This window comes from Sediminicoccus sp. KRV36, from assembly GCF_023243115.1.
Lineage (GTDB): Bacteria > Pseudomonadota > Alphaproteobacteria > Acetobacterales > Acetobacteraceae > Roseococcus.
Window position 1 is genome coordinate 3013829 of the sequence record NZ_CP085081.1, and the last position, 23302, is coordinate 3037130.

The 23302-nt window shown below is 66.9% G+C and carries 17 protein-coding genes; 9 read left to right on the top strand and 8 right to left on the bottom strand.

All coding sequences use genetic code 11. The features are described from left to right. The first annotated feature begins 34 nt into the window (after positions 1–34). The 3 genes from LHU95_RS14170 (at position 35) to LHU95_RS14180 (ending at position 3682) form a co-directional block, all read left to right on the top strand. On the top strand, positions 35–1669 hold the full coding sequence (locus LHU95_RS14170; RefSeq protein ID WP_283094261.1) for an NAD(P)/FAD-dependent oxidoreductase: 1635 nt from the start codon (positions 35–37) through the stop codon (positions 1667–1669). A 287-nt stretch (positions 1670–1956) separates the two neighbouring features. Beyond that, complete coding sequence (locus tag LHU95_RS14175) at positions 1957–3066, top strand: hypothetical protein (protein WP_248707609.1); 1110 nt, start codon at positions 1957–1959, stop codon at positions 3064–3066. Positions 3067–3199: 133 nt separating this feature from the next. Next, positions 3200–3682, top strand: a complete 483-nt coding sequence (locus LHU95_RS14180; RefSeq protein ID WP_248707610.1) for a hypothetical protein — start codon at positions 3200–3202, stop codon at positions 3680–3682. 75 nt (positions 3683–3757) lie between these two features. Here the strand turns inward: LHU95_RS14180 and LHU95_RS14185 are convergent, their stop codons facing one another. The 3 genes from LHU95_RS14185 to LHU95_RS14195 form a co-directional block, all read right to left on the bottom strand. Further along, entirely contained in the window at positions 3758–4546 is a 789-nt protein-coding gene (locus tag LHU95_RS14185; protein WP_248707611.1) for a glucose 1-dehydrogenase, read from the bottom strand. Positions 4547–4777: 231 nt separating this feature from the next. Continuing rightward, on the bottom strand, positions 4778–5518 hold the full coding sequence (locus LHU95_RS14190) for a glucose 1-dehydrogenase (RefSeq protein WP_248711564.1): 741 nt from the start codon (positions 5516–5518) through the stop codon (positions 4778–4780). Next, positions 5518–6459: an alpha/beta hydrolase gene (locus tag LHU95_RS14195; RefSeq protein WP_248707612.1), complete on the bottom strand. Its 942-nt coding sequence runs from the start codon at positions 6457–6459 to the stop codon at positions 5518–5520. Before LHU95_RS14195 ends, LHU95_RS14190 begins: the two co-directional genes overlap by 1 nt. 136 nt (positions 6460–6595) lie before the next feature. Here LHU95_RS14195 and LHU95_RS14200 point away from each other — a divergent pair, with 136 nt between their 5' ends. From LHU95_RS14200 to glgX, 6 genes are all read left to right on the top strand, one after another. Continuing rightward, on the top strand, positions 6596–7513 hold the full coding sequence (locus tag LHU95_RS14200) for a PfkB family carbohydrate kinase (protein WP_248707613.1): 918 nt from the start codon (positions 6596–6598) through the stop codon (positions 7511–7513). 140 nt (positions 7514–7653) lie between these two features. Beyond that, positions 7654–10062 (top strand): glycogen/starch/alpha-glucan phosphorylase, encoded by a 2409-nt coding sequence (locus tag LHU95_RS14205; RefSeq protein ID WP_248711565.1) that lies wholly within the window; start codon positions 7654–7656, stop codon positions 10060–10062. 5 nt (positions 10063–10067) lie between these two features. Then, on the top strand, positions 10068–12299 hold the full coding sequence (glgB, locus tag LHU95_RS14210; RefSeq protein ID WP_248707614.1) for a 1,4-alpha-glucan branching protein GlgB: 2232 nt from the start codon (positions 10068–10070) through the stop codon (positions 12297–12299). Next, entirely contained in the window at positions 12292–13569 is a 1278-nt protein-coding gene (gene glgC / locus LHU95_RS14215) for a glucose-1-phosphate adenylyltransferase (protein WP_248707615.1), read from the top strand. The genes glgB and glgC overlap by 8 nt, the downstream gene beginning before the upstream one ends. Before the next feature lie 2 nt (positions 13570–13571). Further along, a complete protein-coding gene (gene glgA, locus LHU95_RS14220) occupies positions 13572–15005 on the top strand; it encodes a glycogen synthase GlgA (protein WP_248711566.1) in 1434 nt (477 codons plus the stop codon). Between the two features lie 34 nt (positions 15006–15039). Further along, positions 15040–18921: a glycogen debranching protein GlgX gene (glgX, locus tag LHU95_RS14225; protein WP_248707616.1), complete on the top strand. Its 3882-nt coding sequence runs from the start codon at positions 15040–15042 to the stop codon at positions 18919–18921. A gap of 90 nt (positions 18922–19011) precedes the next feature. On the opposite strand, the gene LHU95_RS14230 is transcribed toward glgX, so the two are convergent. From LHU95_RS14230 to LHU95_RS14250, 5 genes are all read right to left on the bottom strand, one after another. Further along, the gene (locus LHU95_RS14230; protein WP_248707617.1) at positions 19012–19530 is read right to left on the bottom strand and encodes a hypothetical protein; all 519 of its coding nucleotides are present in this window, start codon (positions 19528–19530) and stop codon (positions 19012–19014) included. Positions 19531–19765: 235 nt separating this feature from the next. Next, on the bottom strand, positions 19766–20239 hold the full coding sequence (locus tag LHU95_RS14235) for a hypothetical protein (protein ID WP_248707618.1): 474 nt from the start codon (positions 20237–20239) through the stop codon (positions 19766–19768). A gap of 85 nt (positions 20240–20324) precedes the next feature. After that, positions 20325–20951: a tyrosine-protein phosphatase gene (locus tag LHU95_RS14240; protein WP_248707619.1), complete on the bottom strand. Its 627-nt coding sequence runs from the start codon at positions 20949–20951 to the stop codon at positions 20325–20327. 8 nt (positions 20952–20959) lie between these two features. After that, positions 20960–22072: an S-(hydroxymethyl)glutathione dehydrogenase/class III alcohol dehydrogenase gene (locus LHU95_RS14245; RefSeq protein ID WP_248707620.1), complete on the bottom strand. Its 1113-nt coding sequence runs from the start codon at positions 22070–22072 to the stop codon at positions 20960–20962. Positions 22073–22181: 109 nt separating this feature from the next. Further along, on the bottom strand, positions 22182–23162 hold the full coding sequence (locus LHU95_RS14250; RefSeq protein WP_248707621.1) for a tripartite tricarboxylate transporter substrate binding protein: 981 nt from the start codon (positions 23160–23162) through the stop codon (positions 22182–22184). Positions 23163–23302: the final 140 nt, after the last annotated feature.

A 23302-nucleotide genomic window follows, 5' to 3' on the forward strand; every position in this document is an offset into this window, starting at 1 on the left:
GGTGCATCATTCCACCCATAAACGGGAGAAGCACATGTCCGAGCGCCCCATGCCCGACACGACCGAGGTGCTGATCATCGGCGCCGGCTTTGCGGGAATGTATCTGCTGCACCGCATGCGCGGCCTTGGCATCGCCGCCCAGGTGCTGGAGGCGGGCGATGGCGTGGGCGGCACCTGGTACTGGAACCGCTATCCCGGCGCGCGCTGCGATGTGGAAAGCATGCAGTATTCCTACGCCTTCTCCGAGGAGTTGCAGCAGGAATGGGACTGGTCCGAGCGTTTCGCCGCCCAGCCGGAAATCCTGCGCTATGCCAATCATGTGGCGGATCGGCTGGATTTGCGGCGGGACATCGCCTTCAACAGCCGCGCCACGGCCGGAGATTTCGATGAGGCCAGCGAGAGCTGGCTGGTCACGACCGAGGCCGGGCGCCGGATCACCACGCGGCATCTGATCCTGGCGACGGGTTGCCTCTCCTCGGCGCGGCTGCCCGATATCCCGGGCATCGGCGATTTCGCGGGCCAGATCTACCACACCGGCCAATGGCCGCATGAGGGCGTGGATTTCAGTGGGCAGCGCGTGGCGGTGATCGGCACGGGTTCCTCGGCGATCCAGGCGATTCCGGTAATCGCGCGGGAGGCGGCGCATCTGACGGTGTTCCAGCGCACCCCCAATTTCAGCATCCCCTCCCGCAATGGCCCCATGACGGAGGATTACGCCCAAAGCTGGAAGCAGGATTACGCGGCCAGGCGCGCGGCGGCGCGGCAGATGCGCACGGGCATCCTCTACAACCTCAGCCGCACGCCCGCGATGGAGGTGAGCGAGGCCGAGCGCCGCGCCGAATATGAAGCGCGCTGGGCCGCGGGCGGCACAGCCTTCATGGCCGCCTTCGCGGATTTATTGACCAACAGGGCGGCCAATGACACGGCGGCCGAATTCGTCCGCGAGAAAATCCGCGGCCTGGTGAAGAAACCGGAGGTCGCCGAAATCCTGGTGCCAAAGAACCACCCCATCGGCACCAAGCGCATCTGCGTGGACACCGCCTATTACGAGACCTTCAACCTGCCGCATGTGAAGCTGGTGGATGTGCATCAATCGCCCATCACGCGCATCACCGCAGAAGGCGTGGAGGCTGGGGGCACCCGCCATGCCGTGGACAGCATCGTCTTCGCCACGGGCTTCGATGCGATGACGGGCACCATCCTGGCGATGGATCTGCGCGGGCGGGATGGTGTGTCGCTGCGCGATGTCTGGGCCGATGGGCCGCGCACCCATCTGGGCCTGATGGTGGCGGGCTTCCCGAATTTGTTCATGATCACGGGGCCTGGCAGCCCCTCCGTGCTGAGCAACATGATCGTCTCGATCGAGCAGCATGTGGATTGGGTGACCGACGCACTGGCGCATTTGCGCGCGCAAGGGCTGAGCACGATGGAAACCACGCTGCAGGCGCAGGAGGATTGGGTGGCGCATGTGAATGAAGTGGCGCATCGCACGCTCTATCCGCAGGCCAATAGCTGGTACATGGGCGCCAATATCCCCGGCAAGCCACAGCTTTTCATGCCCTATGTGGGTGGAGTGGGGACCTATCGGGAGATTTGCGACGAGATCGCGGCAGGTGGGTATCCGGGGTTTCGGCTGACAGCCCGGCGCCAGGCGGAGGCAGCGGAGTAGCGGGCCGCCAGGACCGCGCGGTCGCGGGGGCAGTGGTCGCTCACCCGCCATTGAACGGCACTATTCTCCTCATTCGGCAGGGCGTAGCCTTTTGCGTGCCGGCTCGCATGACAAAGCAGGGATGGCGGGCAAGTCCGGTTCTTGATGGAGCCACATGGCTGGGCAAAGCTTGAGGTGCTCCAATAGCATTCCTGTTCTGAAGCTCCATTGAGCAGTAATCTACCCTTGACTACTGACAGTGTCCGTCAAGTGACTTTTACGCGTCCGTAAAAGGGAAAATCCACGCTATGCGTATCGGTATTTATGGACGGCACCCCCTTTTGCATCCCGGTTTTAATAGCACCATGTCGTTCTACAATGCTGCGGGCTTCGCGAGATTGGGCTGCGATGTGGTTATCATTTATCCACCAGACAGCACCCGTCAGGCCACTGATTCTGAGGTCAGCGATTTTCATGATTTAGAAGCCAGTTATCTGCCAAAGACACATGTTAAATGGCAGACAATCGAAGAGTTTTTTGCCGATGATACATCCTATGATGTAGGAATTTGGCAGAGCTACGCCAAGGACGAAGAAACCATCTTTGATGCTCTACGCAAAAAATCGCGGCTTATGACCAAAAACCAGCCACGCTTATTTTGTTATGACGATAAGGACGACGCCCGGCGTTTACAAAACCTGGCCAGAAAGTTTGATCTGATCGGCTTCGCATTGAATGAGGACCACCGCCGCGCCGAGGTTATCCGCCCCTTACTGCCAAATCCGGTTCACTTCGCTTTCATCGGGCGCGGCGCCTGCCCTGAATTGCTCAGCCGCGTTCCCAAGGCCGCCGAGCCAACCATCTTTGTGGACATGCCCCCCAAGCCCATTGATGGGACAGGCGATATTTCACTCAAACACGCATGGCTGGCGCTTTCGAAGCTTCGCGAAACTTATCCGCATGTAAAAATATCCACCTTTGGCAATAAGACGGCGCCAGATTTTGTTCGTAGGGCGAAATCAGCTCCGTTTTGGGATTTTTATAAACAGCAAATTTCTCCATCATGGATTATTTTTACCTTTAATTACTCCACTACAGTACATAATACAAGAAAAGTAAATACATCAACTGATCGCTGGATGTTTCTTGGGCAGTATGAAAATCAAGTGATGGAAATGCATCTTTCTGGCGGCATCATTGCGGCTCACGTTTCGGACCTTGCCGATGAATTAATTCCGGCAAATTTGCGGAGCGCCCTTTTTCATTCATTCGAAGATATAAATCAAATTCATAGTGGACTTTGTCTTTCAATCGAATCATTTCCGGAGATCAGCTCAAGAGCACGTTCGTTTGGAGCCGAACATCACCATTACGCAACAGTCGGTGAGCGTTGGCTTCAGGCTTTGTCTCGTTTATGATCGTATATATTGATCTATATTTTGGATGGACGAATCGATGCGACCACGTATGAGTTCGGAAGAGGTCGCTCGGCTCACGAAGCTTTTGTCGGAGACACGCAATTTTGTAGAGTATGGGTGCGGAGGCAGCACCATGCTTGCCATCTCATCTGACGTAAAAAAAATTATAAGCGTTGAGACTGATCCAGCCTGGATTGCGAAATTACTTGAAGAAAAATTGGTCAGCGCAGCGGTGGATAGTAAGATATTAAACCTGATGCATGCTGATATCGGCCAAACCGGCAAATGGGGCCATCCGATACTGCCATATGACATCGAGAAAATTCGCAAATACCCGATGACGCCTTGGGAAGTTGCCGGCCCGGCAGTGGACCTCGTCTTGATCGATGGCCGGTTCCGCGCTGCCTGCCTGGCGGCCAGCCTCCTCTCCACGCAAGAGACCTGCCGGTTCGCCTTGCATGACGTTTCGGCGAGCAGGCCTTCCTATCTTGCGGCGTTGGAACTCCTGGACGTGCAGGAACAGGTCAACACGCTGGTGATCGGCACCAGGCGCAAGCATCTCCCCACCGAAGCGATTCAAGAGGCTCTCACCAAATTCAGCCTGATCCCCGCATAGGGGATCACCCACGCCCATCGGGGTCGCGCGTTTCCATCGAGCGACCCGGCTTCCACGATCGGCCCGGCGCGTGATCTACCGCCAGGCACTCCCGCCCGGGCAGGCCGTCCGCCCGCCATCCACCTGGAACTGCCCGCCCGTGATCCCGGATGCCTCATCCGAGCACAGGAACAGCACCATCGCCGTCACCTCGGCCGGCGTGCAGTAGCGCCCCATCGGGATCGCGGCCTTGTAGCGCTCCGCCACGTCATTCGCACCGCGCGCGGCGGCCTGGTCCTCCAGCGAGTGGATCATCCGGGTGTCGGTCGGCCCCGGGCAGAGCGCATTCACCCGGACGCCGCCCCGCGCCACCTCGCCCGCGGCCGTCTTGGTCATGCCCAGCACGGCATGTTTGGACGCGACATAGGGGCCAAGCCCAGCCGAGCCCACCAATGCGGCGGTCGAGGCCGTGTTCACCACAGCCCCACCGCCCTGCGCCAACATCACCGGCAACACATGCTTCATGCCCAGGAACACGCCCTTCACATTGACGGCGATGACGGCATCGAACATCGCTTCCTCCTGCTCGATCAGCGGGCGCACATGGCCCTCGATCCCGGCATTGTTGAAAAAGCAATCCACCCGGCCCCAGGCCTGCATGGCGGCCGCCACATAGCCGCGCACATCCGCATCCTGGGTCACATCCGCCGCGCGAAAGCGCACATCATACCCTTGCGCAGCAAGGGCCGCCGCCGCATCCGCGCCGCGTGGATCACGATCCACCATCAGCACCCGCGCCCCTTCCCTCGCGAAACCATGCGCGGCATCGAGGCCCAGGCCATTCGCCGCCCCCGTGATGATCACGGCCTTGTTGTCGAAGCGCATCTCTCTCTCCCTGGTTATGCCCCACGATCGACACCCCTGCGCGATGCGCGAGGACGATCGCGGATAGCTGTTGCGACCAGCGATTCACGCCCTGGCGAAGCGCGCCAGGACGATCGCGGTCAGTTGTTGCGACCAGCGATTCACGCCCTTGCGAAGCGCGCCAGAGCGATCACGGTCAGTTGTTGCGACCAGCGATTCACGCCCTTGCGAAGCGCGCCAGGGCGATCACGGTCAGTTCGCAGTATGCCCTCCATCCGCCGCGATCGCCTCGCCCGTGACGAAGCCCGAGTGGTCAGAGCAGAGCCAGACGACCACCTCCGCAATCTCCTCCACCGTGCCGATGCGCCGCAGCGGCACGCGCGCCAGGATCGCCTCCCGCCGGCGTTCGATGCTGCGGCTGGCCAGCGGTGTCTCGACATAGCCCGGGCAGACGGCATTCACCCTGACGCCATCGCGCGCATGGTCCAGTGCGGCGGCGCGTGTCAGCCCGATCACGCCATGCTTGGCCGCGACATAGGCGCCAGCCTTGGGCAGTGCGATGCGCCCGGCGATGGAGGCGGTATTCACGATGGCGCCGCCGCCACGCATGGCCGGGATTTCGTGCTTCATGCAGAGAAACACGCCGGTCAGGTTCACCGCGAGCACGCGGCCCCATTCCTCGGCGGAAATCTCAGCGAGGGGCTGCGCCTCGGCCGGGGCCACGCCGGCATTGTTGAAGGCGCAATCCAGCGTGCCGAAGCTGTCCAGGGCCGCCTGCACCATGGCCGCCACCGCGGCCTCATCGGTCACATCGGCGGCCCAGCCGCGCGCCTGCCCACCCGCTTGATGGATCGCGGCCGCGGTGCGCGCCGCCGCTTCCCCATCGCGGTCGGCCACCAGCAGCCGCGCCCCCTCCTCGGCCATGCGCAGCGCGGTGGCACGGCCGATGCCCGAGCCACCGCCCGTCACCAGCGCCACCTTGCCGGCGAGCATCACGCGCGCAGCCCCTCACGCAGCGCCCGCGCGGCGGTCTCGATCAGGAACAGGGCGGGCTTCACAATGGCGCACATGGTCAGCGCGCCATGCATGATGTCGGCCGCGTGATGCAGTGTGACGGGCACGCCCTCCCGCTCCAGCCGCGCCGCGTAGTCGCGGCCCTCATCACAGAGCGGATCATGCCCCACCGTCAGCACGAAGGCCGGCGCCGTCCCGGCGAGCGACGCCGCGCGCAAGGGTGAGGCTCGCCAGTCCAGCCATTGCGCGGGCTCCGGCGTGTAGAGGTCACGGAACCAATGCATCCCGCCGGCCACCAGCGGCAGGCCCGCGGTGAAGCGCGTGTAGCTCTCATGCGTCGCCGTCATGTCGGTGGCGGGGTAGAGCAGTAGCTGGAAACGCAGGCCTGGCAGCGTGCCATCCCGCGCCATCAGCGCCGCCACGGCCGAGAGATTGCCGCCGGCACTATCCCCGCCCACCGCGAGGCGCCCCGGATCAATGCCGAGCGAGGCGGCTTCGCGCGCGGCGAAGCGCACCGCCTCGGCCACGTCATCCACCGCGGCGGGAAACACATGCTCCGGCGCCATGCGGTAATCCACGGCGAGCACGGCGCAGCCCGCGCCATTGGCCAGGCTCCGCGCCAGATGGTCATGCGTGTCGAGGTCGCCAAAGACCCAGCCACCGCCATGCGCGAAGATCAGGCAGGGCAGGATATCGCCAGCCGCGCTGCCGATCGGGCGATACAGCCGCACGGCCACCCCGTTGGGCAGCCGCAGGTTGCGCGCCTCCGCCACATCGGGCGATGGCGGCTGCAGGATGGGCCGTCCCGCCGCGTATTGGGCGCGCGCGGCCCAGGGCGCCATCGTCTCGAAACGCGGGCGGCCACTGGCCTTCACCATCTCCAGGATCGTCAGGCAATCCGGATGCAGGGGGGCGGCCATCAGCGCGGCGTGCCGGGTTGCGTCATAGTTTCATCCCTTGGTGTTCCTTTCGCGCATCATGAGCGAGAGCGCCGCAGATCGGCAACCGGCGCATTTCGGTTTTCCCTGGCCGGCAATCTCCTCTAGCGTCGGTGCGATGCAGCAATCCTCCCCGCCTTTGGTCATCTGTCTCGGCAATGTCGTGGCGGATCACGTGTTCCGTGTGGATGACGTGCCGCAACCCCCGGCCAAGGCGCAGGCCCGCGGCTACAAGCTCGCCATCGGCGGCATGGCGGCCAATGCGGCCATCGCCGTCGCGCGGCTGGGCGGCCGTGCCGCCTTCTGGGGCCGCGTCGGCGATGACCCCAATGCCGGGCTGCTGACCGATGGCCTGCGCGATGAGGGCGTTGACCTCACGGGCCTGCATGTCTTCCCCGGTGCCCGCAGCCCCGTCTCCGCCGTGCTGGTGGATCGCTTCGGCGAGCGCGCCATCATGGGCTTCCGCGGCGAGGGCCTGGGCACCGACCCGGCCTGGCTGCCGCTCGACATGCTGAAGGATGCGCGCGGCTTCCTGTGCGACCCGCGCTGGCCTGAAGGCGCGGCCGCGGCCCTCACCGCCGCCGAGGCGCTCGATATCCCCACCGTGCTGGATGGCGAGCGCAGCGAGACGCGCCTGCTGCTCGATCTCGTCCCCCGCGTGCGCTACGCCATCTTCTCCGCCCCAGGCCTCAACAACTTCGCGCCCGGCCAGCGCATTCCCGAAGCCTTGCGCCGCGCCGTCTCCGAGGGCGTCACCCGCATGGCGGCCGTCACGCGGGGTGAGGACAGCACGCTCTGGCTCATGCGCGGCGAGACCAAGCCGCGCGAAATGAAGGCCTTCCGGATCGAGGCGCGGGACACCACCGGGGCCGGCGATGTCTTCCACGGCGCCTTCGCGCTCGGCATGGCCGAGGGGATGGAGGTGGAAGCCGCACTTCGCCTCGCCAGCGCATCCGGCGCCCTGCGCGCGCGTGACGCAGCCACGGCGCACCGCAAGGACGTCGAGAGCTTCATCGCGGATTACAAGGGCGTTTGACGACGCCGCTTTCGGGCCATGCTGCATCTGTGCAACACTCCGCTCCTTCCCACGGAACCAGGACCGCGACCCACGTGAACGAGACCACAGCACCGCTTCCCTCCGAGGATATCTCCACGCCGCGGCCCGATGGCCAGGCGATGCGCGATGCGATCCTGCGCAAGCTGACCTATGACCTCGGCAAGAGCCGAACCGGCGCGCTGGACCGGGATTGGTTCATGGCAACGGCCCTAGCCGTGCGGGATCGCGTGGTGGAGCCGTGGCTGAATGACATGCGCGCGGCCTACAATACCGGGCAGAAGCAGGTCTATTACCTCTCGCTCGAATTCCTGATCGGCCGGCTGCTGCGGGACAACATCTCCAATTTCGGCCTGATGTCCGAGGTGAAGGCGGCGCTGGCCTCGCTCGATGTGGATGCCTTCAAGGTCGCCGCCTGTGAGCCTGACGCGGCCCTGGGCAATGGCGGCCTCGGCCGTCTCGCCGCCTGCTTCATGGACAGCCTGGCGAGCCTCTCCATCCCCGCCTTCGGCTATGGCATCCGCTATGATCACGGACTGTTCCGCCAGGTCATCCGCCAGGGCTGGCAGGAGGAGTATCCGGAGGATTGGCTGCAATTCCAGAATCCCTGGGAATTCGCCCGCCCCGAAATCGCACACAGCATCGGCTTCGGCGGCACGGTCGAGGAAGTGAATGGCGAGGACGGGGAGCCGCACCACGTCTGGAAGCCCGCCGAAACCGTGCTGGCCGTGGCCTATGACACGCCCATCGTCGGCTGGCGCGGCAAGCATGTGAACACGCTGCGCCTGTGGTCCGCCCGCGCGGCCGATCCCTTGCGCATTGATGCCTTCAACCGCGGGGACCATATCGGCGCCCTCTCCGACCGGGTCCGCGCCGAGGCGATCTCACGCCTGCTCTATCCGTCGGATGACAGCCCCGAGGGGCTGGAATTGCGGCTGCGGCAGGAATTCTTCTTCAGCTCCGCCGCCCTGCAGGATCTCATTCGCCGCCATCTGCGCGTCTATGGCGGCATCCAGTCCCTGCCCGAGCGCGTCGCGATCCAGCTGAATGACACGCATCCGGCCATCGTCGTGGCCGAGCTCATGCGCATCCTGCTCGATGACCACAAGATGCCCTGGGCCGAGGCCTGGCGCGTGACGCAGGGCACCATTTCCTACACCAACCACACCCTGCTGCCCGAGGCGCTGGAGACCTGGCCCGTGCCGCTGATGGAGCGGCTGCTGCCGCGCCACATGCAGATCATCTACCTCATCAACGCAGTCCATCTGGACAATGTTGCCGCGGCTTATCCGGGCAACATGGCGCTGCTCTCCTCCGTCTCGCTGATCGAGGAGCAGCATGGCCGCAAGGTGCGCATGGGCAATCTCGCCTTTGTCGGCTCGCACAAGGTGAATGGCGTCTCGGCGTTGCATTCGGATCTGCTGAAGAAGACCGTCTTCCACGATCTCAACATGCTGTTTCCCGGGCGCATCACGAACAAGACCAACGGCATCACCTTTCGGCGCTGGCTGCAGCAATGCAATCCCTGCCTGACCGAGCTGTTGACCGAAACCATCGGCGCCGAATTCCTCGATCGCGCGGATGCGCTGACGGCGCTGCGCCCCTTCGCCACCGATGCCGGCTTCCAGGGCCGCTTCGCCGAGGTGAAGCGCACCAACAAGGAGGCCCTCGCCAAGGTGATGCGCGAGCAGACCGGCATCCGCGTGGATCCGGCCGCCATGTTCGACGTGCAGATCAAGCGCATCCACGAATACAAGCGCCAGCTGCTGAACCTGCTGGAGACGGTGGCGCTCTACAATGAAATCCGCGCCCAGCCCCACAACAACTGGGCGCCGCGCGTGAAGATCTTCGCCGGCAAGGCGGCGGCGAGCTATCACCGCGCCAAGCTCATCATCAAGCTGGCGCATGACATCGCCCGCACCATCAACCGCGACCCGACGATCCGGGACCGGCTGAAGGTCGTCTTCCTGCCGAATTACAACGTCTCCCTCGCCGAGGTCATCGTCCCCGCCTGCGATCTGTCCGAGCAGATCTCGACCGCCGGCATGGAGGCTTCGGGCACCGGCAACATGAAGCTGGCGCTGAATGGCGGCCTGACCATCGGCACGCTGGATGGCGCCAATGTGGAAATCCTGGAGCATGTGGGGGCCGAGAACATCTTCATCTTCGGCCTGACCACCGAACAGGTGGCGGCACGCCGGCGCGAGGGCTGGCGCGGGCAGGATTCCATCAATCTCTCGCCACGCCTGCAGCAGGCGCTGGAATCCATCTCGTCCGGCGTCTTTTCCTCGGATGATCCGAACCGCTACGGCGAGCTCGTGCACATGCTGCGCGAGCATGACCACTTCCTCGTCACCGCCGATTTCGATGCCTATTTCGACATGCAGCGGCAGGTCGAGAAGCGCTGGGCGGACCAGGCGGCCTGGCAGAAATCCGCGATCCTCAACACGGCCAATATGGGCTGGTTCTCGTCCGATCGCACCATCGCGGAATATGCGCAGGAGATCTGGCGGGTGCCTGTGCCGGAATAGCCCGCATGCGGGCGAGCGAAGGCGATGTGGCGGCCCTGCTGGAAGCGCGCCACGCCGACCCTTTCGCCGTGCTCGGGCCCCATGCCGCCCCCGGCGGCCTCATGCTGCGCGTGCTGCGGCCGGGTGCCGCTTCGGTGGAGGCCTCCTTCACCGGCATCACCCAGCGCCTGGAACCACGCGACGCGCAGGGTTTCTTCGAGGGCTTCATCCCCGGCGTGCATCCGGGCCAGGCCTATCGCCTGCGCATCACCGAAGGCGGCACCACCACCGAAACGCCCGATCCCTACGCCTTCGGCCCCGGCCTCGGCCCGCTCGATGACCACCTGCTGATCGAGGGCACGCATCACCGCCTCTATGAACGGCTCGGCGCGCATCTGGTCACGCATCAGGGTGTCGCGGGCGTGCGCTTTGCCGTCTGGGCGCCGCATGCGCGCCGTGTCTCGGTGGTGGGTGAGTTCAACCGATGGGATGGGCGCTGGCACCCGATGCGCCGGCGCGTGGATTCCGGGCTGTGGGAAATCTTCCTGCCCGGCATCACCGAGGGCACGGCCTATAAATACGAGCTGCTCGGCTCCGATGGCGCGCTGCTGCCACTCAAGGCGGACCCATTCGGCTTCGCCGCCGAAATGCGCCCGGCCAATGCCAGCGTGGTCGCGCGCGTTGACGACTTCACCTGGACGGATGCGGCCTGGATGGCAGCGCGCGGCAAGCGGGATGCCCGCACAGCGCCCATGTCCATCTACGAGGTCCACGCCCCCTCCTGGAAGCGCCACCTGGATGACCGCTTCTGGAACTGGGATGAGCTGGCCGCCGACCTGATCCCCTATGTGGTGGATCTGGGCTTCACGCATATCGAGTTCATGCCGGTCATGGAGCATCCCTTCGATGGCTCCTGGGGGTATCAGCCGATCGGCATGCATGCGGTGACGGCGCGGCTTGGCCACCCCTCGGGCCTCGCGCGCCTCATCAACGCCGCGCATATGGCCGGCATTGGCGTCATCCTCGACTGGGTGCCGGCGCATTTCCCGGATGACGCGCATGGTCTCGCGCGGTTCGACGGCACGGCCCTTTATGAGCATCCGGACCCCAGGCGCGGCTGGCACCCGGATTGGCAGACCGCCATCTATGATTTTGGCCGCAAGGAGGTGCAGGCCTTCCTCGCCTCCAATGCGCTGTTCTGGCTGGAGCGTTACCACGCGGATGGCCTGCGCGTGGATGCCGTCTCCTCGATGATCCATCTCGATTACTCGCGCGGCCCCGGCGAATGGGCGCCCAATGAGGATGGCGGCAATGACAATCGGGATGCCGTGGGGTTCCTGCGGCGCACCAACGCGATGCTGGCCGAACAGGCGCCCGGTGCGCTGATCATCGCCGAGGAAGCGACCAACTGGACCGGCATCTCCGCCCCTGTTTCCGAAGGCGGCCTTGGCTTCGCCTTCAAGTGGAACATGGGCTGGATGAATGACACGCTGCGCTATGTGGCCAAGGACCCGCTCGACCGGCGCGCGCAGCACCAGCTCATGAATTTCGGCCTGATCTATGCCTTCAAGGAGCGCTTCATCCTGCCGCTCAGCCATGATGAGGTGGTGCATGGCAAGGGCACGCTGGGCGGCCGCATGCCGGGCGACACCTGGCAGAAGCTCGCCAATCTGCGGGCGTATTTCGGCTTCATGTGGGGCCATCCGGGCAAGAAGCTGCTCTTCATGGGGCAGGAATTCGCCCCCTGGGCGGAATGGACCGAAACGCGCGAGCTCGATTGGTGGCTGCTGCAATATGCGCCGCATCGGGGGATGCAGGCGCTGCTGCGCGAACTCAACCGGCTGCACCGCGCAATGCCAGCCCTTCACGCGGCCGATGCGCAGCCCGAGGGCTTCTGCTGGATTGACGCGAATGACGCGGACCACTCCATCTTCACCTGGCTGCGCTTTGACGCGGCCGGCGGCCCGCCCATCGCCGTGCTCTGCAACTTCACGCCCCTCCCGCGCGAGGCGGTGCTGATCGGCCTGCCGCGCCCGGGCCTCTGGCGCGAGGTGCTGAACAGCGATGCGCTGGAATTCGGCGGCTCTGGCCGGGGCAATCTCGGCCAGGTGAAGGCCCAGCCCTCCCCTGCCTTCGGGCAGCCGGCCTCGGCGCGCGTTTTCCTGCCGCCGCTCAGCACGATCTATCTGGCGCCGGAGGCCTGGGACGTGCGAAAGGCTGCGGCAAGCGAAACGATCCCCGGGAAGAAACATGCCTGACCGCGCGCAAAACGCCGCCCCCAATTCCGCTCCCCTGGCTCGCACCGCCATGGCCTTCGTGCTCGCGGGCGGGCGCGGTTCGCGCCTGATGGAATTGACCGACCGCCGCGCCAAGCCCGCGGTGTTTTTCGGCGGCAAGTCGCGCATCGTGGATTTCGCGCTCTCCAACGCCATCAATTCGGGCATTCGCCGCGTCGCCGTCGCCACGCAATACAAGGCGCACAGCCTCATCCGGCATTTGCAGCGCGGCTGGAACTTCCTGCGGCACGAACGCAATGAGAGCTTCGACATTCTGCCGGCGTCGCAGCGCGTCTCCGAGCAGAGCTGGTATCTGGGCACCGCCGACGCCGTCTATCAGAACATTGATATCATCGAGGATCTGGCCCCGCGCCACATCGTCCTGCTGGCCGGCGACCATATCTACAAAATGGATTACGAGCGCATGCTGGCCCAGCATGTGGACCAGGGTGCGGATGTCACCGTCTCCTGCATGGCGGTCCCGCGTGAGGAGGCCAAGGGCTTCGGCGTAATGGCGGTGGACAGCAATGCCTGGATCACCGATTTCGTGGAAAAGCCCGCCGACCCACCCGGCATTCCGGACCGGCCGGAGCTCTCCCTCGCTTCCATGGGCATCTACGTCTTCGAGACGCGCTTCCTGATCGAGCAATTGAAGCGCGACGCGGCGGATCCGGATTCCACCCATGATTTCGGCAAGGACATCATCCCCTATATCGTGAAGCATGGCCGTGCCGCGGCGCATCGCTTCGAGCGTTCCTGCGTGCGCTCCTCCCAGGAATTCACGCCCTATTGGCGCGATGTCGGCACGATTGACGCCTATTGGGAGGCGAATATCGACCTCACCGATATCGTCCCCCCGCTCGACCTGTTCGATCAGGAATGGCCCATCTGGACCTACGGCGAGGTCGTTCCCCCCGCCAAATTCGTGCATGACATCGAGGGCCGGCGGGGCGAGGCAATCTCCTCGCTGGTTTCGGGTGGCTGCATCATCTCGGGTGCTTCTGCGCGCAAGTCGCTGCTCTTCACCGGCGTGCACCTGCACTCCTTCGCCAGGCTGGAAGGGGCGGTCATGCTGCCTCGCGTGGATGTCGGCCAGGGTGCCAGGCTGACCAAGGTCGTGGTCGACCGCAATGTGCGCATCCCGCCCGGCCTCGTGGTGGGCGAGGACCCGGTGGAGGATGCCCGCCGCTTCCGCCGCACCGAAAAGGGCGTCTGCCTGATCACCCAGGCGATGCTCGACAAACTCGCATGAGCTTGCGCGTCCTCGCTGTTGCGTCGGAGGGGTTTCCCTTCATCAAGACCGGTGGCCTCGCTGATGTGGTGGGCGCGCTGCCGGCGGCCCTCGCCCCGGAGGGGGTTGCCGTCACGACGATGCTGCCGGGCTATCCTTCCGTCATGGCCGCACTCGGCCCGGTGCAGCAGGTGGAGAGCCTTGCGGATTTGTTTGGCGCACCTGCGAGGCTGGTGCGGGCGCAGGCCGCCGGGCGCGATATCCTGGCGCTGGACGCGCCGCATTTCTTCGCCCGTGCCGGCTCGCCCTATCTGGCGCCGGGCGGCATGGACTGGCCGGACAATGCGATGCGCTTCGCGGCTCTCGGCCGGGCGGCGGCGCATGCGGCCGAGCATCTGGGCTTTGATGCGCTGCATGCGCATGACTGGCAGGCGGGGCTCGCGCCGGCCTATCTGCGCTTCGCGGGTTCCGCCGTGCCGACGCTCTTTACCATCCACAACCTCGCTTTCCAGGGGCAGTTCCGGGCCGATCTCTTTGGCATGCTCGGCCTGCCCGCCGCCGCCTTCGCCACCGCCGGCCTCGAATATTTCGGCCAGGTTGGCTACCTGAAATCGGGTGTCTGGTTCAGCGACCGCATCAGCACCGTCTCACCCGGCTACGCGGCCGAAATCCGCACGCCGCAATGGGGCATGGGCCTCGATGGGCTGCTGCGCGGGCGCGGGCGCCATGTCAGCGGCATTCTGAACGGGCTGGACACGGAGGAGTGGAACCCGGCGACGGACCCGCATCTGCCCACGCATTATGACCCCACCTCGATCGCGAAGCGCGCCCTGAACAAGGCCGAGTTGCAGGCGCGCATGGGCCTCGATGCGGAGCCGGACGCGCCGCTCTTCTGCTTCATCGGCCGGCTGGCCTGGCAGAAGGGCGTGGACCTCATCCTCGAAGCCCTGCCCGCCATCCTCAACAACGGTGCGCAGCTCGCCATCCTGGGCAGCGGCGAGGCCGCCCTGGAGGAGCGCGTGCATGGCGCGACAGGCGCGCAGCTGGGCCGTGTGGGCAGCTTCATCGGCTTTGACGAGGGGCTGGCGCGGCTCTGCTATGGCGGCGCCGATGCCATCCTCATGCCCTCCCGCTTCGAGCCCTGCGGCCTGGGCCAGCTTTGCGCGCTGCGCTATGGCGCGCCGCCCATCGTGGCCCGCGTGGGGGGCCTCGCGGACACGGTGATTGACGCGAATGAGATGGCGCTTTCGGCCGGCACCGGCACCGGGCTGAACTTCGCGCCCGTCAGCCAGGAAATGCTGGCCGCCGCGATCGAGCGCGCCATCCTGCTGTATCGGGATGGCGAGAGCTGGCCGCGCATCCAGGCCAATGCCATGGCGAGCGACGTCTCCTGGACGCGCTCCGCCCGGCAATATGCGGCGCTGTTCCGAGGCATGATCGCTGACCGCGCCCTCTGAGCTTGGCGTCACGCTGCGGGGGGATGGGGTGGAGGTGGCCATCCCGGCACCCGGCGCGGCCCGGCTGTTCTTCTGCACGTTTGATGGCGCCACAGAGACGGCGCGTATCGCCCTGCCCCATCGCCAGGGCGATGTGTTTCACGGCGTCATCCCCGGCATCGCGCCCGGCATGGCCTATGGGCTGCGCGCGGAAGGGGCGGGGTTTGATCCGGACAAGCTTCTGCTCGACCCCTGGGCGCGCGCGCTGGAAGCGCCGCTGCGCCTGCATCCCACCGCCTTCGGCGCCCATGCCGGCGACAGCGGCCCGCATGTGACCCGCGCGGTGGTGGCGCCCCCCCTGCCCGCCACCCCCTGGACCGCCCTGCCGCCAAGGCCAGACGTCATTTACGAACTCCATGTGAAGGGCTTCACAGCACTTCATCCGGATATTCCCGAGGCCATTCGCGGCACCTTCGCCGGCCTGGCCCACCCCGCCGCCATCGCGCATCTGACGCGCCTTGGTGTCACGCTGGTGGAGCTGCTGCCCGTGGCCGCCTGGGTGGATGAGCGGCATCTGCCGCCGCTCGGCCTCACCAATTACTGGGGCTATAATCCGATCGCTTTCCTCGCACCCGACCCGCGCCTCGCACCCGGGGTCGGGAACGGGGGCGGCATGGCAGAGGTGCGGGCCGCCGTTACCGCGCTGCGGGCCGCCGGCATCGGGGTGATCCTGGATGTGGTGTTCAACCACACGGGTGAGGGCGATGCGCTGGGCCCCACCCTCAGCCTGCGCGGCCTCGGCGAGCCCCACTGGTATCGCCTGGGGCATAATGAAAGCGGCTGCGGCAATGTGCTGGCGCTGGACCGGCCCTGGCCCTTGCGCCTGGTCATGGATGCGCTGCGCCATTGGGCGGAGCAGGCCGGGGTGGATGGCTTCCGGCTGGATCTTGCGACGACCCTGGGCCGGGCGGATGCCGGCTTTGACCCCCATGCCCCGCTCCTGGCAGCCATGCGCCAGGACCCGGTGCTGCGCCATCGCCGCATCATCGCCGAGCCTTGGGATATCGGGCCGGATGGCTATCAGCTGGGCCGCTTCCCCCCCGGCTGGGGCGAGTGGAATGACCGCTTCCGCGACGATATCCGCCGCTTCTGGCGGGGCGATGGCGGCATGCTGGGGCCGCTCGCCACGCGCCTGGCCGGTTCCGCCGATGCCTTCCCGGACCGCATCGCCGACAGCGTGAACTTCATCACCGCGCATGACGGCTTCACCCTGGCGGACCTGGTCGCCTACACGCAGCGCCACAACCTCGCCAATGGCGAGCAAGGGCGGGACGGCTCGGGCGAGAATCATTCCTGGAACCATGGAACGGAAGGGCCGGACCCCGCGCTGCATGCGCGCCGCCAGGCCGATATCCGCGCCTTGCTCACGACGTTGCTGACCGCGCGCGGCACGCCGATGCTGGCCATGGGCGATGAGGGTGGGCGCAGCCAGGGTGGCAACAACAACGCCTATGCCCAGGACAACGCGACCTCCTGGCTGGATTGGCGCAAGCTCGATCAGGACCTGGTGGATTTCACCGGCCGGCTGATCGCGGCTCGGCGCGCGCACCCCGCACTCCACGCCACCACGCCGCTGAGCGGGACGGCCGCTGACGACACAAGCCTGCCCGATGTGGAATGGCGCCATCCGGAGGGCCACGCGCTGGCCCCGGAAGATTGGAGTGCCTCCCGCGCCTTGGTCGCTGTTCTGAGCGAAGGCACGGACCGCGTGCTGATCGGCGTGAATGGCGGCGCCGAACCCCGCCGGCTGCACCCGCCCCGCCCGCGCTGGGGCTTTCGCTGGCAGGTGCTGGCGGATAGCGCCGCCAGCTTGACCGCCGCCGAGATCGCGCCGCGTTCCGTCCTGGTCCTGACCGAGGCCCCGGCCCTGCCGCCCCGCGCGGAGGCCGCGGAGCCTGCCTTGCTCGGCCAGCTCGCCGCCGCTGCGGGCATCGCGCCCCATTGGCATGACCTGACCGGCCGCGAACATGAAGTGCCGGAGGCCACGCTGCGCTGCGTCCTGTCGGCCCTTCAGCTCCCGGCCGAATCCGCCAGCCAGGCGCGCGACAGCCTGGCGCGGCGGCGCCATCGCCCCGCCTTGCCGCCGCATGTCGCAGCCCGCGCCGATACGCCCACGCGGCTGCATGTTGGCGAAGGGCTGCCCCTGCGGCTGGATCTGCATCTGGCCCTGGAAGATGGCAGCGCGCGGGATTTCACCGCCACCATCGAGGCGGAGCACATCCTTCTTCCGCCCCTGCCCGAGGGCCGGCATGTGCTGCGCTGGCGCGATGCGCTCTGCCGCATCACAGCAGCCCCTACAGCCTGCTTCCTGCCGGTGGAACGCCGCCGCTTCGGCATCACCGCGCAAAGCTATGCGCTGCGCCATGCGCAGGACCAGGGCATGGGCGATTTCACCGCCATCGCCGATCTGGCGCGCGGCGCGGCGCGGCATGGCGCGCTCTGGCTCGGCATCAGCCCGCCACATGCGCTGATGCCGCTGGATCGCGAGCGCGCGAGCCCCTACCAGCCATCCGACCGCCGCTTCCTCGAACCCCTGCTGATTGACGTCTCCCGCCTGCCGGAAGCCGCCCCGGATGCGGCGCTTTTTGCCGCCTTGCGGCAGGGTGACCTGGTGGATTACCCCTCGGTCTGGGCCGCCAAGCGCCGTGTGCTCGCCGCCGCCTGGGCGCGGTTTGACCGGGGAGACGCCGATTTCCAGGCCTTCCGCACCCGGGGCGGTGCGGCGCTGGAGCGCTTCGCCGCGTTCAACGCCCTCTCTGAGCGCCACGGCCACAGCGATTCGCGCCGCTGGCCGGCAGGATTGCGCCATGGCCGCGATGCGGGCCTCGCTGGCTTTATGGCCGCCGAGGCCGATGCGGTCGGCTTCCACTTCTGGCTGCAATTCCTGGCCGACCGGCAGATGGCCGAAGCGGCACATGCCGGCGCCGGCCTCTACCGGGATCTGGCGGTGGGCATGGCGGGGGATGGCGCGGAGTTCTGGGCGGGCGACACGGCATTCCTGGCCGGAGTTTCGATCGGCGCCCCGCCCGATCCATTGGGGCCGCTGGGCCAGATCTGGGGTGTGCCGCCGCCCGACCCCCTCGCCGCCGAGGCCGAGGGTCATGCCGGCTTTGCCGCCCTGATCCGGGCCAATATGCGCCACGCGGCAGCGCTGCGGATTGACCATGTGCTGGGGCTGAAGCGGCTGTTCCTGGTCCCGGACGGCGCCAGCGCCGGTGAGGGCTGCTATCTGGACCAGCCCTTCGCGGCCGCGCTCGGCGAGATCACCCTGGAAAGCCAGCGCGCCCATTGCGCCGTGGTGGGCGAGGATCTGGGCACCGTGCCGGATGGCCTGCGCGAGGCCTTGGGCGCGGCGCGCATCCTCTCCTATCGCGTGCTGTGGTTTGAGCGCGAGGGCCAGGCATTCCGCCCCGCCGCGCATTACCCCCGGCTCGCCGCCGCCTGCGTCGCCACGCATGACATCCCGACCCTGGCCGGCTGGTGGGAGGGGACGGATATCACCGAACGAGAGAAGCTGGGCCTGCTGGACGCCGCCGCGGCAGCCGATGCGCGCGCCGAGAGGACAGCGGAACGCGATATCCTGCTGGCAACGACCGGGTGTGCGCGGCCGAGCCCCGAGGCTGCCGCCCAACCCGGCCAGCCGACCGCCTTGCCCGCCGAGGTGACCGCGGCCATCCATGCCTATGTCTCCGCCACGCCCTCCCTCATGCTGCTGCTGCAGGCCGAGGATCTGGGCGGGGAGCGGATTGGGGTCAATCTGCCGGGAACCGATCGGGAGCGGCCCAATTGGCGCCAGCGCATGGCGACCGAGGCGGCGACGCTGTGCGACAGCCCCCTGGCGAGCGCCATCCTTGCGGCTGTCGCGGAACGGCGCTGAACAACAAAAAACCGCCTGTCACCTCAACGGTAACAGGCGGTCCCATGTCTCAAGCCGGGCCCCGTGCGGGGCCCGGCAGGAAGAGTACCCTTAGCGCGTGGTCACGCCGGGCGCGCTGGGGTTGACGACCGGGGCAACGCCGGGCGCCAGCGTGCCAGGGGCCACGGCCGGGCCGCGACGGTTGCCACGCGGGCCGGCGACGGTGCCGGTCGGCGCCTGCTGGCCGGGCTGCACGCGGGTGATGGTCGGGCGGCCATCGCTGGTGCCAGTGATGACGGCCGTGCCGTCAGGCGCGAAGCTGCCGCTGGCGGGGCCAACGTGGTCCACGATCGGGCGGCCCGAACCATCGGTGCCGGTGATCACGGCCGTGCCGGCCGAGACGCCAGCGGAAACGCGTGGCCCGAGGGTCACGAGCTGGTCCATGCCGTTGATGTTGGCGCGGACGGCAGTGCCGGGCGGGGTGTTACGAACGACCGAGGCGCGCACCATGGCGACCGTCGCGCCGGTGTTGTCCACCAGCGGGTACATGTCTTCCGGCGGGCCGCTCGGCGCGCAGGCGGCGAGGCCGGCAACCGCGATCAGCGCAAGGAACTTGTTGGCTTTCTTCATTTCTCTCATCATCCCAACCCCTGGCAATGGATACGCGGGAAAAAGGGCCAGCTGCAGGGTCTTCCAGCCTACCATCCCAAACGTGTGAAAACCCTAGCATCAACTTACGCGTCGGCAATAGCGCCGAATCATGAGTTGGTTGCGCTTCCAGCCAGTGCCGTGGCTTTTTTGACGCAACCGCGTCTTCTCAGACACAGTTCGATCCGTCTTGCCAAGGGCTGGGCCGGAAGCGGGCCTACATCACCGAGCGGGAGACGGAGCGCGGCGGCGCCTCGCGCCGGCGGCCGGTCGGAGTCGCACCGGTCACCGGCGTGCCGGTGGTGGCGGCTCGGGCGCGGCGCGTCCTCGCTGGTGCCTCGGCCGGTGCGGATGCCACAGCAGGGGCGGCCAATGGCGGGGCGGCCAGGGCCTCGCTCGTCATGGGCGCGGCGCCGGGATCAGCCCCGGCCGGGGCGGGCCGCATCACCGGCCCCAGGCCGACGCGCTCACCCACCATCACATCCTGCTCCGTCCCGCCGATATTGGCCCTGACCATGGTGCCTGGCGCCGCATCGCCCAGCTGGGACCGCCCGGCCATCGCGACCGAACGCCCCAGCGAATCGCGCAGAACGTAAAGCGGCTCCTGCCCGCCCGTCCCCGAGCACGCCGCCCCCGTGAGCAGGGCGGCCAGCGCCAGGAAGGCCTTCACGTCGCGCAGCGGTCGGGTCATCTGTGTCTCACCTTGGAAGAAGTCATCAGGCTAAAGCACTTCACCGGGCGGCGGAAACGCCCGCTTTCCGCTTTTTCGCGGGGCGCTATTCGCGCCGCAACACCGAATCGGTGAACCAGGCGGCGATGGGTTGCGGCTTGAAGCCGGCCCTGAGCGCCGCCTCGTCATATTCATCGGCCAGCCAGGCCTCGAAGCCCAGCCCACGCGCCTCGGCCTCGGCGTATTGCGCGAAGAAGGCATCGAGGATCCCGGTGCGCGCCGCGGCGATATGGCCGTGGCGCAGCGAAAGCTCGGCCATGGCGGCGGCAGCGCCGCGCCCCTGCAGCAAATGCCAGACGCCGGCCGCAAGCCCGGTGCGATCCGCGCCCGATTTGCAATGGATCAGGATCGGCTGCGGCAGGCTGCGATACAGCGCGATCAGCTTCAGCAGCCGGTCCTTATGCGGCGCCCCCCGGCTTTCGAAGGGCTGGTCGGCATGCACCAGCCCCAGCTCGGCCGCCGCCTCCCGCCCCAGCGCGTCCGAGCCGCAGGTGGCGCGGTGGCCGCGCAGATTGATCATGCTGCGAATGCCATGGCGCTTGGCCGCCTCGCGGATCTGCCAAGGCAGCGGGTGGTTGGAGCGGTAGAGCCGGCCGCTTTCCACCACGCCCCAGTTGCGCCAGGAGATGCGCAGGAAGGCGTGGTCCACAAACAGCGAGTTGATCCAGGCCATGCGCCCGCTCAATACACCACGACGCTCCGGATGCTCTCGCCCTTGTGCATCAGGTCGAAGGCGTCGTTGATTTTTTCGAGCGGCATGACGTGGGTGATGAGCGAGTCGATCTCGATCTTCCCCTCCATGTACCAATCCACGATCTTGGGCACATCGGTGCGGCCGCGCGCGCCGCCAAAGGCCGTGCCGCGCCAGTTCCGCCCGGTGACGAGCTGGAAGGGCCGCGTCGAAATCTCCTGCCCCGAAGCCGCCACGCCCACGATGATCGAGGTGCCCCAGCCGCGATGCGTGCATTCCAGCGCCTGGCGCATCAACGTGGTGTTGCCCACGCATTCGAAGCTGAAATCGGCCCCGCCATCGGTCAGGTCCTGCACCGCCTGGACCACCTTGTCGCGGCCGATCTCATCGGGGTTCACGAAATGCGTCATGCCGAATTTGCGGGCCATCGCCTCGCGGCCCGGATTGATATCCACGCCGATGATCCGGTCGGCGCCCACCATCCGGGCCCCCTGGATCACGTTCAGGCCGATGCCCCCCAGCCCAAACACCGCAACCGTCGCCCCCGGCCAGACCTTGGCCGTGTTGATGACGGCGCCGATGCCCGTGGTGACGCCGCAGCCGATGTAGCAGATCTTCTCGAAGGGGGCGTCCTCGCGCACCTTGGCCAAGGCGATCTCGGGCAGGACGGTGAAATTCGCGAAGGTGGAGCAGCCCATGTAATGCATCACCTCGGTGCCTTCGCAGCGGAAGCGCGAGGTGCCGTCGGGCATGACACCCTTGCCCTGCGTGCCGCGAATGGCGGTGCACAGGTTGCTGCGCTGTGAGGTGCATGTTTTGCACTGCCGGCATTCGGGCGTGTAGAGCGGGATCACATGGTCACCCACCTTCAGCGAGGTGACGCCCGCACCCAGTTCGCGCACGATGCCTGCGCCCTCATGGCCCAGAATGGCGGGGAACAGCCCCTCGGGGTCGGCACCGGAGAGCGTGTAGGCATCGGTGTGGCAGATGCCGGTCGCCATCACCTCGACCAGGACTTCGCCAGGCTTGGGACCGCCGATCTCGACCATTTCGATGGAGAGAGGCTTGCCCGCCCCCCAGGCAACCGCCGCGCGTGACTTCATGAGTTTGCCCCTCAGCCGACGCGCGGATGCGCGCCGGAGCACATCGCCGCAGATTCGGCGCGCGAGAAGTTTGCCTTGGGACGAACCGCCGCGCCAGGGGCGGCGCCGCCTACTCCAGACGGGCGCCGGAGATCCGCACCATCTCCTGCCAGAGCGGGCGCTCGCGGCGCGCACGCTCCCAGACGCCATCCGGCGAGGAGCCGATGGCATGCGCGCCGGTGCGCAGAAAGCGCTCCTTCGTGGCAGGCTCATTGGCCACCTGCTGCATCAGCGCGCTGGCCCGGGCGACGATGGGGGCCGGCACGCCGGCCGGCATGCCGAAGGCGCACCAGGACTGGACGGTGAAGTTCGGGATGCCCGCCTCGGCCATGGTCGGCACATCGGGCAGTGCCGGGTGGCGGGCCGCGCTGGTCACGGCCAGGGCCCGCATCCGCCCCTCCTGGATCACCGGCACGTAGCTGGCCAGATTGTCGATCGCGAAGGTCACATCGCCCGAAAGCATGGCCGGGATGGTCTGCGCCGCGCCACGGAAGGGGACGTGCACGCCGTCAATCCCGTTGCGGGCCGCAAAGAGCGAGCCACAGAGATGCGCCGTGGTGCCCACGCCGGGCGAGCCATAGGAGGCGCCATTGGCGCGCGCCTTGGCGTAGCTGACGAATTCCTGCGCCGTGCGCGAGGGGGTGTGCGCCGCTGAAACCACCAGGACATTGGGCAGTTCCCAATGCAGCGAAACCGGCTGGAAATCCTTGTCCGGGTCAAAGGGCAGGCGGGCGTAGAGATACGGCGCGATGGACCAGACGGTCAGCGTCAGCGGGCCCATGGTGTAGCCATCGGGCGTCGCCTTGGAGACCGCATCGGCCCCGATATTGCCCCCGGCGCCGGGCCGATTCTCGATGATGAAGGTTTGGCCGGTGATCGCCTGCAGGCGCTCGCACATCAGGCGGCACAGCACATCCGTGCTGCCACCCGGCGGCCAGGGCACGATGACCCGCACCGGCCGCTCCGGCCAGGCGGATTGTGCGTGGCTGGCGGCCGGCAGCAGGGCGGGCGTGGCAAGGCCAGCGGCCAGGAGAATGCGGCGGGTGGTCATGATGGATCGGTTTCCTCGGTTTGTTGGTCTTGTGCGACGCAGAATGACGCAGGCATGGCCCAAGGGCGAGGGGGGCGGGCCGATCAACCTTTTCTTTACCCGCGCCTGCCATGAAACCGCCCCAGAGCGGGCCAAGTGCC

What these genes read in the sequence shown, in the direction of transcription:
- LHU95_RS14185 (WP_248707611.1), bottom strand. Translation starts at nt 4,546, where the DNA reads ATGCGCTTCGACAACAAGGCCGTGATCATCACGGGGGCGGCGAATGGC.
- glgC (WP_248707615.1), top strand. Translation starts at nt 12,292, where the DNA reads ATGCCTGACCGCGCGCAAAACGCCGCCCCCAATTCCGCTCCCCTGGCT.
- glgB (WP_248707614.1), top strand. Translation starts at nt 10,068, where the DNA reads ATGCGGGCGAGCGAAGGCGATGTGGCGGCCCTGCTGGAAGCGCGCCAC.
- LHU95_RS14170 (WP_283094261.1), top strand. Translation starts at nt 35, where the DNA reads ATGTCCGAGCGCCCCATGCCCGACACGACCGAGGTGCTGATCATCGGC.
- LHU95_RS14205 (WP_248711565.1), top strand. Translation starts at nt 7,654, where the DNA reads ATGCGCGATGCGATCCTGCGCAAGCTGACCTATGACCTCGGCAAGAGC.
- LHU95_RS14230 (WP_248707617.1), bottom strand. Translation starts at nt 19,530, where the DNA reads ATGAAGAAAGCCAACAAGTTCCTTGCGCTGATCGCGGTTGCCGGCCTC.
- LHU95_RS14180 (WP_248707610.1), top strand. Translation starts at nt 3,200, where the DNA reads ATGCTTGCCATCTCATCTGACGTAAAAAAAATTATAAGCGTTGAGACT.
- LHU95_RS14190 (WP_248711564.1), bottom strand. Translation starts at nt 5,518, where the DNA reads ATGCTCGCCGGCAAGGTGGCGCTGGTGACGGGCGGTGGCTCGGGCATC.
- LHU95_RS14195 (WP_248707612.1), bottom strand. Translation starts at nt 6,459, where the DNA reads ATGGCCGCCCCCCTGCATCCGGATTGCCTGACGATCCTGGAGATGGTG.
- LHU95_RS14200 (WP_248707613.1), top strand. Translation starts at nt 6,596, where the DNA reads ATGCAGCAATCCTCCCCGCCTTTGGTCATCTGTCTCGGCAATGTCGTG.
- LHU95_RS14175 (WP_248707609.1), top strand. Translation starts at nt 1,957, where the DNA reads ATGCGTATCGGTATTTATGGACGGCACCCCCTTTTGCATCCCGGTTTT.
- LHU95_RS14240 (WP_248707619.1), bottom strand. Translation starts at nt 20,951, where the DNA reads ATGGCCTGGATCAACTCGCTGTTTGTGGACCACGCCTTCCTGCGCATC.
- LHU95_RS14250 (WP_248707621.1), bottom strand. Translation starts at nt 23,162, where the DNA reads ATGACCACCCGCCGCATTCTCCTGGCCGCTGGCCTTGCCACGCCCGCC.
- LHU95_RS14235 (WP_248707618.1), bottom strand. Translation starts at nt 20,239, where the DNA reads ATGACCCGACCGCTGCGCGACGTGAAGGCCTTCCTGGCGCTGGCCGCC.
- LHU95_RS14245 (WP_248707620.1), bottom strand. Translation starts at nt 22,072, where the DNA reads ATGAAGTCACGCGCGGCGGTTGCCTGGGGGGCGGGCAAGCCTCTCTCC.